Genomic DNA, 12998 nt, shown 5'->3' with positions numbered 1-12998 from the left:
ATGCCGTTGATGTTTTCGCGCCCTGCCCACTCCTGCGCGCTGGCGCTTGCTGTCACGCTTGGGGTGAGCGCCCTCGCTCAGGCTGCCGCTCCCGATACACGGGTTCAGTCGGCATCCGAGCAATACAAGGAACCTGCGCTCAAGTTGCTGGAGCAACTGGTCAACATAGACTCCGGGTCGGGTTACGAGCCCGGTTTGACTCAGGTGAGCGCGATCGTCATTGATCAGTTGAAAAAGCTCGGCGCGACCATTGAGACCGTACCCAATACTGCGCCTGACAAGAGCAGCCACGTGGTTGCAACGTTCAAAGGCACAGGTAAAGCGAAAATATTGCTGATGGCGCACATGGATACAGTATTCAAGGAAGGCTCGGCCGCTGCCCGTCCTTTCCATATCAAGGACGGTCGCGCTTACGGGCCTGGGGTGATGGACGATAAAGGCGGGATTGTCGCCGGCATCTACGCGCTGCAGATTCTGAAAAACATTAACTTTACTGATTACGCGCAGATCACCTTTCTGCTGGACGCCAGCGAAGAAACGGGTTCGGCCGCCGCGACCGAGCTGATCAAGACAACCGCCAAACAACATGACGTGACGTTGAATCTGGAGCCAGGCCGTCCAGCCGATGGCCTGGTCGTGTGGCGCAAAGGCAGTGCCACCGCAGAGGTCCAGGTCAAGGGTAAAGCCTCACACGCCGGTGTTGCGCCAGAACTGGGACGCAACGCGGCCATGGAAGCTGCTCATCAGATCCTGCAACTGGGACAACTGGGTGATGCCGAGAAGAAAACCACCATCAACTTCACCACCATCAATGCCGGTGACCGGACGAACGTCATTCCTGATCAAGCCATTGCCAAGGCCGATGTTCGCGCAGCGGTGCCTGAAGAGTTCGACCGCATCGAGAAAGACCTTGCGCGAGTCTCGGCAGACAAGCTCATCCCGGAAACCGAAGTCTCGACTCGCCTGATTCGCGGACTGCCACCTATGCCGCAAACGGCAGAAACTGACAGGCTCGTGAGCATCGCTCAGGGTATCTATGGCGAACTGGGGCGCAAACTGACCATCGAAGGCAGCGGCGGCGCAGCCGATGCAAGTCTGGCGGCGAGTGTCGGTGTACCTACGCTTGACGGCTTCGGCATCGTCGGCGGCAACATCCATACCCCCGAAGAATACGCCGAAGTCGAAAGCGTCTCGCCCCGTATTTACCTGCTGACGCGCATGATCATGGAGCTCTCTGGCGCCCCATCCAAACAGTAATTGACGGACATTGGCGCCGGGGCCTTGCGAACAGTGAAGCGCCCCGCCGCTACCAGTCGCCGCGCCACCGTTCGAGAAACTCAGTGTCTCTGGACAAACCGACGCTTTCACCTAATGGGTATAAAGCTTCCATCAGGAGCTCGCGCTCTACCGTTTCAATCCCATCTTCAAACTGGTTGATGTGCAACATCGCGTTTTCGACCTGAATCCAAAACCCGCCTTTCTGGATAGAGTCAGGCACGTAGTCGGTAATGTTGAAGGCGTCGACGTGGATGGCTTTGTGAAGTTCTTTTTGGAATGAACGCGGGGTTGATCTTATCGTCAGCGGCCGCCCCAGGCTTTTAAACCAATCCAATGGATGCCCGCCAATGAGCCTGCTTTACACCTACAAAAATCCGCCTGCGAGTGCTGAAGACATCACGAAGGCCATGCAGCAGTGCGCTATAAAACCGGACGCCTGGATAACCGGATTCTGGGCGCAATGCGACGGCGCGATGATCGAAGACCTTGTGCAGATTTATTCAACTGACGCCATTGCTGAACGTCAGGAGACCTACGAAATTGCGGCGTATTTTCCTGATCATCTGCTGATTGGTGACGACTCTGGCGGCCGCCTTGTATTACTGGAGCGCTCTGGAAAGCAACGGTTTTACCTGCAAGACTCGGGAGATCCTTTCATCGATGATGCCGTGTTTTTTTCATCCATTGACGCCTTGATCAAGGCTGTCGTTGACGAGCTATGAGCACAACCAAATGGACGACATGGCTGACATCCAACCCGCACAGGACCTAATCTACCAGCCAGGCTACAAGGCGCTGTCCGCGCAGCAGCAAAGACGGGTGATCGCCAGCTATACGTTTGGAAGCCTGCGTCTTCGGCAGTGCCCGCCACCCTTGAGTCAATCGCATTAATGGCTTTGCCCCATAGACTGTGATTGTTGTTGAGCCTGATAGATGGTTCGATACGCCTGATTAAACAGCCCGACGTGAGGCCCTATGAAAACTTACAGCATTCGGGAAGTGCTGCAGAATATCGCACACATGCCTGACAGCTGGTTCTACCTGCCAGCGACTGAATGGACGCTGGATACCCGCGGCGCGTTCTCACTGGACAGTCGGGATTTCGCTCCCGACTCCACCGACTACCTGCCCCCGCAGGTGTTCAGTGACGGTTGGGTATCGACACTGGAGAAGGCCATGATTGAAGACGTGATCTTCAACGCCGACCAGCAATTGCCTCACGCCTCGCTGGAGAGCTACTTCAAGGCCTTTGAGTACTTTTACCAAAACGATGCGTTCATGGAGTTTCAGGCAGACCCGCGCTGACTCAAGATGATCGTTAGCTACAACCCGCAACGAGAACCCCATGCCGACTTTGCACATCGAGCAGTTTCAACGAGATGTCCTGAACGCGTCCCTGAGCGCCATCGAACAGTTTCGAGCGGACTTCCCGAACGTAAAGGTCCGTGGATTCGCGCTGCGTTCCGAGCCTGTTTTTAACACAGCATCATCGAGCGCAGCCACTTTACGTACAGAGGGCCAGGGATCTCAATCATGAGCCTCGTCGATACTTATCTCGCCGGCCTGCGCCAGTCGTTATTGGCCGAAGATCTCGATCAACTGAAACATGCACACGGCGCTTCGACGTCAACCCTGCAGCGCCTCAGCGCGCGTTACCCGTTGTGCCCTGTGAGCCTGTTGCAACTGCTCGGCCAGATTGACGGCACACATTATCGGGATTACCCAAACGGAGAGGTCATGGTGCTCATGCTGGGCTCTGACCTGCCCGGCTATCCCTACTATCTGAGTTCGGTAGAAAGCATACTTGCCGAGGCTGACGGCCCTGATACTGAAAGCATCGCAGAGCTCTATGAAGGCTGGTTTGAAAAAGGCTGGCTGGATCAGGACATCGATCTGATCGGAGAAGGCATTGACCCCACAGTGGGCATGAACGAGCGTCTGTGTTTTTCGCACTGCGTCAACAACGGGGGCACTTCGAGGCTGTACATCGATTTCAATCCCGCGCCGGGCGGCACGGTGGGCCAGGTCATGCGCTATCTGCACGACCCGGATAACTATGAAGTGATTGCGCCCAGCTTCGATCACTACCTGCAACAGCTGATCGATGACGACTACGCGTTCATTCGCCCAGAGTCCTGAAGCCGGCTTATTGCCAGGGAAATGAGCGATGGGTCACTCGCTGCAACGGAACCGAAAGCGCGGAAAAACGCGCTTCGATCTGTATGCACTGATCGCCGGTCAAGCGCTCTCCCAGGCACAAGGGCAAAGCCCGACAACCCTGCAACGCGTTGGCAATGTTGATTTCAAGGACAGCGCTGACCTCCCGCGCCGCAACGGTCAACCGGTCAGGCGCGCATTCAGCCAGAAACAGGTCGTACTCGGCGTATAAGTCGCGCGACAAGCCGGGTTCTGCGGGCTTTGGGTCATCACCGCCAGGCACCTCCAGGAAGGCATCCTGCTCAGAGTAATGCTCAAGAGCGATAGCGTAGTCCTCCAGGCTGGAGTGCGGCTGCTGTCGCTTCTGTACACTCAACACGTCTGCAAAACTGGCCGCTTCCAGGCATGAAGAAAGGTCGTGCCGATCGGCAAAGTCCAGCAGGCGACGTTCATCGTCTTCATCACTATTCGACACCAGGTAAAAGCGGCTCTCCAGCAACGCTGTATCACCCTCAACGTAGACCCACGCGTATCGCTGCCATAGCGCCCGATCATCAGAGCAGGCGGCAATAGCCTCTACTGTCTCGCGAAACGAAATAAGCTTGAACATCCTGCAACGCCTCCTTGCACGTAACCGTTGACCCCAAACAGATCAGCCCGACGCATATTCTGAACCGATGCTAACTTACACCGCCAATGCGCGATGAGTCAGACTCTGGTCAATGATCCGGGAGGCATCATTCCGATCTAACGGCCTGAAAAGTCAGCCCACGGTCCAGTCAAAGAGCTTCCGGTATCACATCCATCGGGTGATATCCACTTGGTCCCTTGCAGAAGGTCACCTCGTAAATCGACGACCGTCTCCACTGACCATATTGCGACATGATGCATGTCAAGTTCTTGGGATGATTGTCCAAGTTAGTGGCTTGTCGAATGGAATCGCTGCTGGTCGTGCGGGCTGTCGATAAAGGAGTAAGCCGCAAGAGGGCACGAGTTTGCATTTATGTAATGCGATGGGTTCAGCGGCGGTGCGTCAGTTTTTTAGCGGCAGAAGCTGTCCGAGGATTCCTTCCTGCGTGACGACCATCTCGTCAATCATGTCGAGTGCCAGATGCGGAGCGAACATGCGCAATGATCAGAGTGGCTGCCATGAGCTGATTTGCCGAATGTTGACCAATGCCAACTGCGACCTGAGAGGAAGTCGCCCGCCAAGGATGAACAACCGACTCAAACACCCAGCAACCGCTTGGTCGTTGCCATCGCCCTGCCCAGCGACTGCCCCGTGCGCTGGAGTTTGTTCAACAGACTGGCCCCCAGCCAAAGCTGATAGAGGGTTTCCGCCAGTTCACGGGCATCTCCGGCAGGCAGGCATTTATCAACCTGGCCCTGCTCGATGCAGGTGGTGATACGCGACACCACTCGCTCAGTACCATCACGCAGGGTCAGGCGCATGGTCTCGGACAGGTCGGAAACTTCGGCGCTGAGCTTGACCACCAGACACTCATCGCCTTGTCCGTCCGGTACACAGCGAGCCTGCCAGCCCTGCCAGTAATCCATCAGACGCTCGTAAGCGTTCAGATCAGGCAGCGTGAGGCGCCGCTCCATGTCGGCCAGATAGCCCACGAAGTAATCCTCCAGCAACGCCTGGCCATACAGCTCCTTGGATTTGAAGTAGTGGTAGAACGAGCCCTTCGGCACGCCTGCCGCCTGCAAGAGTTCGTTCAGGCCAACGCTGGTGAATCCACGCTCGGCCATCATCCGGTGGCCGGTGTCGAGCAGGTGTTGGCGGGTGTCGTCGTAGGTCGGCTTCATGGGGCGGATTACCAGGCAATAGACCAGTCGTATTCGAAGGACCGAGAGTTTGCCACATTCGATGGCGAAAAATCCCCAAGTAAAAAAATACTAGACGACTGGTCTAATTTGAAACTATGCTGCGCCCCGTCAACCTATTCCACAGGTACTCAGTGCACGCAAATTCGTTGCAGTCGCTAATGCCTGACCAATTACAGGGTGCGCTATGAAAATCTTGATGGTTTTGACTTCCCACGATCAGCTCGGCAACACCGGCAAGAAAACCGGCTTCTGGCTGGAAGAGTTCGCCGCGCCCTACTTCGCCTTCAAGGACGCTGGCGCCGAGATCACGCTGGTGTCGCCGGCCGGTGGTCAGCCACCGCTGGATCCGAAAAGCGATGAGCCGGACGCACAGACCGCAGAGACTGACCGCTTCCGTAACGACCATGCCGCTCAACAGGCACTGGCCACCACCGGGCGTCTGGCAGACGTCAGCGCTGATGACTTTGATGCCGTGTTCTACCCGGGCGGCCATGGCCCGCTGTGGGACCTGGCTGAAGACAAGCATTCGATTGCCTTGATTGAAGCGTTCGCTCGTAGCAACAAGCCCCACGGTTTTGTCTGTCACGCGCCGGGGGTGCTGCGTCACGTTGTCGGGGCAGACGGCAAGCCATTGATTCAGCATCGAGAAGTCACCGGCTTCACCAACGCCGAAGAGGCTGCTGTCGGCCTGACCGATGTCGTGCCATTCCTGATCGAGGACGAGTTTCAACGCCTCGGCGCACGCTACTCCAAAGTCGCTGACTGGCAGGTGCATGTGGTGGCTGATGGACAACTGGTTACCGGCCAGAACCCAGCCAGTTCTGCGGCGGTCGCCGAAAAACTGCTGAAGATGCTTGGCTGATCGACCTAGCCGACACCTCTTGCAGCACGTTCCGAAAACCGTGTGCCTGTCACACGGTTTATTTTTTATCCGACTTATAGTCGACTGGTCTAATTAGACCTGAAAGCAAGGTATACCAATGAACAACAGCAGCTTCTTCAAGCCCGCCACGCTGGGCACCCACACGCTGAAAAATCGTATCGTCCTGCCGCCGCTGACCCGTCAACGCAGCACACAACCAGGCAATGTCGCCAACGAACTGATGGCCGAGTATTACCAGCAGCGCGCCGGGGCCGGTCTGCTGGTCACCGAAGGCACGCAGATCGAGCCGCGCGGACAGGGTTATGCCTGGACACCAGGCATTCATACCGCCGAGCAAGTTGCTGGCTGGCGCAAAGTCACCGAAGCCGTGCATGCGAAAGATGGAGTGATTTTCGCTCAACTCTGGCACGTTGGCCGGGTGTCCCACACCGCCTTGCAGCCGAATGGCGACGCCCCCGTGTCGGCCTCTGCGGTTGCCACTGATCGCGTCAGTGTGTTCATCGAAACAGCCCCTGGCGCAGGCGAACTGGTTCCGCCCTCCGCTCCACGTGCGCTGAGCACCGATGAAGTACAGGAACTGATCCAGCTCTACATCCAGGCTGCCCGCAATGCCATGGACGCAGGTTTCGACGGCATCGAACTGCACTGCGCCAACGGTTATCTGGTCAACCAGTTCATCTCCGCGCACAGCAACCTGCGTACCGATCAGTACGGCGGCTCGCTGCAAAACCGCCTGCGCTTTCTGCGTGAAGTGGTCGCAGGTGTTGCCGAATGCATCGGCAAGGAAAAAGTCGGCGTGCGCTTTGCGCCGCTGTTCACCACGACCGATGAAGCCCGAACCTACCTGGGCATGGTCGAGGAAGATCCACACACCACGTACATCGAAGCGATCAAGGTGCTTCAGGACGTGGGCATCGCCTACCTCTCCATCGCCGAAGCCGACTGGGACAACGCCCCGGCCATGCCGGAAACCTTCCGCCGCGCAGTACGCGATACCTTCAAGGGCGCGATCATCTACGCGGGTCGTTACAACGCTGAGTCGGGCGCAAAATTGCTGGAGTCCGGGCTCGCAGACTTCGTGGCCTTCGGCCGCCCGTTCATGGCCAACCCTGACCTGCCTGCGCGGATTGAAAATGACTGGCCGTTGAACGAGCTGAACCCGGCGACGGTGTATGGCGGGAGCGCTGAGGGGTATACGGATTATCCTGTCTACAACAGCTGATTGACTGAGCACATCCCGTGCAGAGCGCTCCCGAACAGGAGGGAGCGCTCCGCTCAATGTCCGCCCCCGAAGCGAACGTTGCTCGGGCGGTGTTTAGGCAAGGTCAAAGCGCTATCGCGGTTTACGCAGAGGGCAAGTAACCTTGCAGAGCATCAGCAGTTGATGAGTCATGCACAACGACTCAGCGCCCGCCTCGCTTCACCTCAAAGGGATTGACTCTTCATGTCAGGATCACGCATTCGCCCCCTCGCCATCTGCATCTTCCATCACCAAGGGAAGATTCTGGTATGTGCTTAAATACGTCACGTACTGAATAAACCGGGCTTCCTGTGGGAGGGAGCTTGCTCGCGATACGGGTGATCACGCGCCACATCAATGACTGAAACGGCAAGCCGCCTCCCACGGTCTGGGATGCGCTGCGCTGACTCACTTTGAGCACGCCATCCAGCACAGCTGCTATCAACCATTCCCCATCATTTGCCAAAACGACGCACCCACCCCGGTCATACTCTCCCCCGCAATCAACCCCGCCGCTGCGGTAATCGCGAAACGCTCGGTCAGGCTTGCCCAGCGGCAGCTCACCAGCCAGGTCAGGATCGCGCCGAGCGCCATCATCAGCGATACCGACGCGGGCAACACGAACGCCAGACCCAGCGCAGCGGTGCTAGGCAAAAATCTGGCACGGCTTGCAGGCAGCACGCTGTCGAGAATGCCCAGCACCACGCCAGAGAGGCCACCGATGAAGATCGCCCAGCGGATGCTGGCGGACAGCGAGTCCAGCCCGTGGGTCAGGGTTTGTGCCACCGCTTTCCAGGTGGCCACCGCAGGTGCGGGCCACTCTTCGGTGAGCAGCATGCCTTGCGGATCGGGAATAAGGGCCAGGTACGCGCAAACGCCCACGATGCTGCCGACGAAGATCCCCAGGGTCTGCGCGATCAGCTGTTTGCGCGGCGTTGCGCCAATGGCCTTGCCGACTTTGAAGTCGTTCATGAGATCGGTGCACTGCCCTGCTGATCCGCCTGCGGTGTTGGCACTCATCAGGTTGATCGGCACCTGCCCTGGCGCAACGATGCCGAAGCTCAACTGGGACAACTGGCCGATGGCACCGATGGGCGGAATCCCGGTCGCGCCGACCACGCGCGCGGCGACGGCGGCCAGACAGATCGCCAGCGGGATGGTCAGCAGCGCCATCCACAGATTGATGCCGAACAGCATGGCCTGAAGACTCACCACCAATACGATTGCCAGCAGAAAACCAGCGGCAGGCCCGAATTTGGGGACCGCCCACAACGTGCCGCCGCCGTGCCTGTTGGAGCTGTACAGCGACCACAGTCGAATCGCCAGCGAGGCCAGTGTCGAGCAGACCATCAGGCTCACGCCCGGCCACAGCAACCATTCCACCAGTGCGGCGAACTGTGGACCACTGCTGTCGGGCGGCAATTGCACCAGGCCTTGTTGCAGCAGCCAGGGTGCCAGCCCGCCCCACGCCAGCAAAGCGCCGAGCAGCAGGGTAAGGCCCACACGAATACCGATAATCGCGCCAAAGCCCACCAGCAGAAGGGACGGGTCAGCGGTAAAGGTCAGGCGTTCCAGTTGGGCGCTGGGCGACCAGCGCGGTAACGCCCACATAAAGGTGTCGACCCATTTGACCGATGCCGACAGTAACGCGGCGCTGAGCAGAACCTTCAAGCGCGTCGCGGCTTCATGGCCGTGATTGTAGATGTGCAACAGGGTTTCCAGCGTCGCCATGCCTTCGGGGAACTTCAGCGCCTTGTCATTGAGCAGTGAAGGCCGCAGATACCAGGCGATCCAGATACCCAGAAAGCTCACCGAGAACACCCAGGCGATCATCGGGATGGCGTCCAGTTGCTGGCCGGTGAGCAGCGTATAGGCGGGAATCGGCGCGACCAGCCCGCCGGAAATGATCGACGCCGCGGCAGACGCCACGGTCTGATTGATATTGCTTTCGTGCAGAGTCCAGGGCAGTTGCGTTACCGAGCGTCGGGCCAGCCCTTGCCAGATGCCGTAGCCGATCAGTAAGGCAATGATCGACATGTTGAACGACCAACCGATCTTGAGCCCTGCGTATACATTGGAGGGCGTCAGAAGAATACCGAGCACGATCCCGGTGATTACTGCGCGCAGACTGAGCTCGCGCTCTACAGGTCCGGCCAGCGAAGTCGGCGAAGAAAGCGATGGCGAGGCGTGGTGCATGCGAATTCCTTATCGACAATGAAACAGCGCGCTCACTCGACGCGGCGGCTTAGGCTCCGTTTGAAAAGCCGGCGAGCGAAGGTCAGGCACGGCAAAAACAGGCGAGGAACGACCCGGGTCGCGTTCGACGCTACGGGTTGCACACGAGCATTGCGATCAGACTCGCGCACGAGCCTGTTTTTAACGCAGCATCACCGATGCTCAGCCAGTTTTCGTACATAGCCTGACAACTGAGCGCTGTATCAACGCAAGGTTCACATTGGGTGGGAAAGCTGCTGCGCAAGATCGAGAAAGCTTTCAGCTTCATAGTCCCAGTGCTGGGCGTAGTCTGCGTCTGGTGCCGGGGCTGCGCCGTATTCCTTCGGCCGATGAACAAATGCCGTCATCAGACCGCAGTCTCTGGCAGCAGCCAGATCGCTGTGATGGCATGCCACCAGACACAACTGCTGAGGCTTCAGGCCCAGGGCCTCGACCGTTGTGAGGTACGCCGCAGGGTCGGGTTTATAGGTCTGGGCAAACTCCGCCCCCAGCAGCGCGTCCCACTGCAAACCGTTGTACCGGTTCATCGCGATCATCAGTTCAACGTTGGCATTGGACAACGTCACCACGGGTAAGAGAGTGCGCAGTCGAGCCAGCCCTTCAGGCACATCGGGCCAGGGATCCAGCCGACGCCAGGCATGGGCAAGCCGCCACAACTCATCGGGATGAATCTGACTGACGTCCAGGCCATAATTCGTCAACAGCTGCTGCAGCGTCTCGTGGTGCAAGGTGTCCAGCACCACGAAGCCTCTTGCCTCGTTGATGCACTCGCGCATGGCCGGGGCGTACAGTGCGCGCCACTGCAGTGCAAACGCTTCAGGGCTGATCGAAGGCAGGTTGCTGGACAGGAACGTTGCCGTCTCGCGCGCGATACCTGAATGCCAGTCCACAACGGTTCCGAAGACATCAAACGCCAGCGCTTTTGGGAGCGTCATTGGGTTCCTCCTGAAGTTGCCATCGGGAACCACTGTAGTGAGTAAACGCGGACCTGGCGAACATCTATTGCCCGGCCAGGTTCTCGCCAGCTCAATGGGTCTGACGAGACGGCTGGGCCTGCATTGGCGGTTTTGCGTCCAGTTTCAAGGTTTTACGGATGGCCGCATCCAGAAAACCTGCTGGCGCGAAGCGACGCATGAACTGCAACTGACCTGCTGATTTACCGGCGGTGTAACGCAGCTTCGGGTGCTCGGCGGCAGCGGCCTTGAGCACCACCTGGGCGACGACGTCGGGAGTGTCGGCATTGGCCATCGCGTGGCTGACCACCTTCGAAACGCTCGCGCGGATGTCGTGGTAAAGATCGATCTTGGCGTCGGCCTCAAGGTTGTTGTTCTCGAACTGAGTCCTGGTGTAACCGGGTTCGATGACCGTGACCCTGATGCCGTGGGTGCGCAGTTCGTGGTCCACAGACTCCGAATAGCCCTCGACCGCGTGCTTGCTGGCGGCATAGAGCGCCACATAAGGCACCGGCACAACACCCAGGATCGAGCCGATGTTGATAATACGACCACTGCCCTGTCGACGCATGTGCGGTACGACAGCCCGCGTCGTGCGCACAATGCCCAGGAAGTTGGTATCGAAAAGGGCCTTGGCCTGCTCGATAGAACTCTCCTCGGCGGCGGCGGGTGCGAGTCCGAAGCCAGCGTTATTGACCAGCAGGTCGATACGCCCTTCCAGCAACAGCAGTTCTTTCACTACGGCCTCAACCGAAGCATCGTCCGTGACATCAAGGGCCAACAGCGGAAAGTTACGCTCGCCGCTCTGAGCCCCTTTCCGGCTCGTGCCATACACGCTATAGCCTGCTGCAACGAGTGCATGGGCAGTGGCTTCACCGATGCCGGATGAAGCGCCGGTCACCAGCGCTACGGGTTTGTGGATCGCCATGGGATTTCCTTCGCAAATGGACGGACTGAAGATGGAGCTATGATGATGACCACAATCTTAATGTGTCAACCACTTTGATGCTGACCGACATCATAATATCTCAGCGCGCTAAAACCGCTCTGCTTAGCGCCTATCGCCAGGTCAGTCATCATTCCCGATGATAGTAACCTTCGATTTATTCGATTCGTTAATAACACCCCGCGCGCAACAGAATCCGCCCCATTCTCACTATTGGCGGAACTTCTCATGCCCCAGACAATCGCTCATCTGCGCTATCCCCTCACCGCCCTTGCTCTGGTCGTGATCAGCGCCTGTGGTCGCACGCCTGAGGCGACTCAGGCACCAGCAGCCGCGAAGGTCAGCGTCGCCAAGGTGCTGGAACAACCCGTCAACGAATGGGACGAGTTCACCGGCCGCCTTGAAGCACCGGAAACCGTTGAAGTACGGCCACGCGTTTCGGGCCAGATCGATCAGGTGGCCTTCACCGACGGTTCGCTGGTCAAGAAAGGTGACCTGCTGTTCCAGATCGACCCACGTCCGTTCCAGTCTGAAGTTCGTCGCCTCGAAGCCCAGTTGCAACAAGCGCGTGCGGTCGCCCTGCGCAGCGATAACGAAGCCCAGCGTGGCGAGCGCCTGCGCAGTAACAACGCCATTTCCGCCGAACTGGCCGATTCGCGCACCACGTCGGCGCAGGAGGCCAAGGCCGGCGTTGCAGCGATTCAGGCACAACTGGACCTGGCCCGCCTTAACCTCAGTTTCACCCGCGTAACCGCGCCTATTACAGGCCGCGTCAGCCGTGCCGAGATTACTGCTGGCAACATTGTGACCGCCGATGTCACGCCGTTGACCAGTGTCGTCTCCACCGACAAGGTCTACGCCTACTTCGACGCCGACGAGCGTGTATTCCTTAAATACACAGAACTGGCCCGCAAGGGTCAGCGCGGCCAGACCACCCCGGTGTATCTGGGCCTGTCTAACGAAAATGGCAACCCGCACCTGGGCCATATGAACTTCGTCGACAATCAGGTCAACCCACGCACCGGCACCATCCGTGGCCGTGCGGTGTTCGACAACAGCGATGGCAGCTTTACCCCTGGTCTTTACGCGCGCCTCAAGCTGGTCGGCAGCGGCACTTATTCTGCCGTGCTGATCAACGATGAAGCTGTCGGCACTGACCTGGGCAAGAAGTTCGTGCTCGTGATGGACAAGGACAACAAGCCGGCTTATCGCCCGGTAGAGCTGGGTCCGAAAATCGAAGGTCTGCGCATCGTACGTAACGGTCTTGGCAAGGACGACACCATTGTCGTCAAAGGTTTGCAGCGCGTACGCCCCGGCCAGCCTGTAGACCCTGAGGTCACACCGATGGCCAGCGCCGACACCCTCGCCCTGCTGCTCAAACAACGTCAGGCCCTCGAAGCCAGCAACCCGCAAAAGCCGGCGCCCAACGCGACCGCCAAACTCGCCAGCGCCACCGCGCCTCGCGGCTAAGGG

The 12998-nt window shown here is 58.5% G+C and carries 13 protein-coding genes; 7 read left to right on the top strand and 6 right to left on the bottom strand.

Annotated elements, in window-relative coordinates:
* Nucleotides 1-1257: a M20/M25/M40 family metallo-hydrolase gene (locus tag H8S56_RS00790; RefSeq protein ID WP_024695336.1), complete on the top strand. Its 1257-nt coding sequence runs from the start codon at nucleotides 1-3 to the stop codon at nucleotides 1255-1257.
* Between the two features lie 49 nt (nucleotides 1258-1306).
* Here the strand turns inward: H8S56_RS00790 and H8S56_RS00785 are convergent, their stop codons facing one another.
* On the bottom strand, nucleotides 1307-1612 hold the full coding sequence (locus H8S56_RS00785) for a hypothetical protein (protein ID WP_187517571.1): 306 nt from the start codon (nucleotides 1610-1612) through the stop codon (nucleotides 1307-1309).
* Between the two features lie 13 nt (nucleotides 1613-1625).
* On the opposite strand from H8S56_RS00785, the gene H8S56_RS00780 reads away from it, so the two are divergent.
* From H8S56_RS00780 to H8S56_RS00770, 3 genes are all read left to right on the top strand, one after another.
* Nucleotides 1626-2000 carry a hypothetical protein gene (locus H8S56_RS00780; protein ID WP_187517570.1) on the top strand — a complete coding sequence of 125 codons (375 nt, stop codon included), beginning with the start codon at nucleotides 1626-1628 and terminating at the stop codon, nucleotides 1998-2000.
* 253 nt (nucleotides 2001-2253) lie between these two features.
* Entirely contained in the window at nucleotides 2254-2583 is a 330-nt protein-coding gene (locus H8S56_RS00775; protein WP_187517569.1) for a DUF7716 domain-containing protein, read from the top strand.
* 228 nt (nucleotides 2584-2811) lie between these two features.
* Nucleotides 2812-3417, top strand: a complete 606-nt coding sequence (locus tag H8S56_RS00770; protein ID WP_187517568.1) for an SMI1/KNR4 family protein — start codon at nucleotides 2812-2814, stop codon at nucleotides 3415-3417.
* A gap of 7 nt (nucleotides 3418-3424) precedes the next feature.
* Here the strand turns inward: H8S56_RS00770 and H8S56_RS00765 are convergent, their stop codons facing one another.
* Nucleotides 3425-4045 (bottom strand): DUF7716 domain-containing protein, encoded by a 621-nt coding sequence (locus H8S56_RS00765; RefSeq protein WP_187517567.1) that lies wholly within the window; start codon nucleotides 4043-4045, stop codon nucleotides 3425-3427.
* A gap of 617 nt (nucleotides 4046-4662) precedes the next feature.
* Nucleotides 4663-5247, bottom strand: a complete 585-nt coding sequence (locus H8S56_RS00760; RefSeq protein ID WP_187517566.1) for a TetR/AcrR family transcriptional regulator — start codon at nucleotides 5245-5247, stop codon at nucleotides 4663-4665.
* 205 nt (nucleotides 5248-5452) lie between these two features.
* On the opposite strand from H8S56_RS00760, the gene H8S56_RS00755 reads away from it, so the two are divergent.
* Together H8S56_RS00755 and H8S56_RS00750 are read left to right on the top strand one after the other, a co-directional pair.
* Nucleotides 5453-6130, top strand: a complete 678-nt coding sequence (locus tag H8S56_RS00755) for a type 1 glutamine amidotransferase domain-containing protein (protein ID WP_187517565.1) — start codon at nucleotides 5453-5455, stop codon at nucleotides 6128-6130.
* A 118-nt stretch (nucleotides 6131-6248) separates the two neighbouring features.
* Complete coding sequence (locus tag H8S56_RS00750; RefSeq protein WP_187517564.1) at nucleotides 6249-7373, top strand: alkene reductase; 1125 nt, start codon at nucleotides 6249-6251, stop codon at nucleotides 7371-7373.
* A 459-nt stretch (nucleotides 7374-7832) separates the two neighbouring features.
* On the opposite strand, the gene H8S56_RS00745 is transcribed toward H8S56_RS00750, so the two are convergent.
* From H8S56_RS00745 to H8S56_RS00735, 3 genes are all read right to left on the bottom strand, one after another.
* The gene (locus tag H8S56_RS00745; protein ID WP_187517563.1) at nucleotides 7833-9587 is read right to left on the bottom strand and encodes an OPT family oligopeptide transporter; all 1755 of its coding nucleotides are present in this window, start codon (nucleotides 9585-9587) and stop codon (nucleotides 7833-7835) included.
* A gap of 254 nt (nucleotides 9588-9841) precedes the next feature.
* The gene (locus H8S56_RS00740; RefSeq protein WP_024687923.1) at nucleotides 9842-10561 is read right to left on the bottom strand and encodes a haloacid dehalogenase type II; all 720 of its coding nucleotides are present in this window, start codon (nucleotides 10559-10561) and stop codon (nucleotides 9842-9844) included.
* A 91-nt stretch (nucleotides 10562-10652) separates the two neighbouring features.
* Complete coding sequence (locus tag H8S56_RS00735) at nucleotides 10653-11507, bottom strand: oxidoreductase (RefSeq protein WP_024687924.1); 855 nt, start codon at nucleotides 11505-11507, stop codon at nucleotides 10653-10655.
* Between the two features lie 246 nt (nucleotides 11508-11753).
* Here H8S56_RS00735 and mexE point away from each other — a divergent pair, with 246 nt between their 5' ends.
* Nucleotides 11754-12995 (top strand): multidrug efflux RND transporter periplasmic adaptor subunit MexE, encoded by a 1242-nt coding sequence (mexE, locus tag H8S56_RS00730; RefSeq protein ID WP_187517562.1) that lies wholly within the window; start codon nucleotides 11754-11756, stop codon nucleotides 12993-12995.
* Nucleotides 12996-12998: the final 3 nt, after the last annotated feature.

It is taken from the genome of Pseudomonas triticifolii (assembly GCF_014358015.1).
In the GTDB taxonomy this organism is placed as follows: domain Bacteria; phylum Pseudomonadota; class Gammaproteobacteria; order Pseudomonadales; family Pseudomonadaceae; genus Aquipseudomonas; species Aquipseudomonas triticifolii.
The sequence above is the reverse complement of the archived record's forward strand: the minus strand, read 5'-3'. Positions and strand labels throughout refer to the sequence as shown.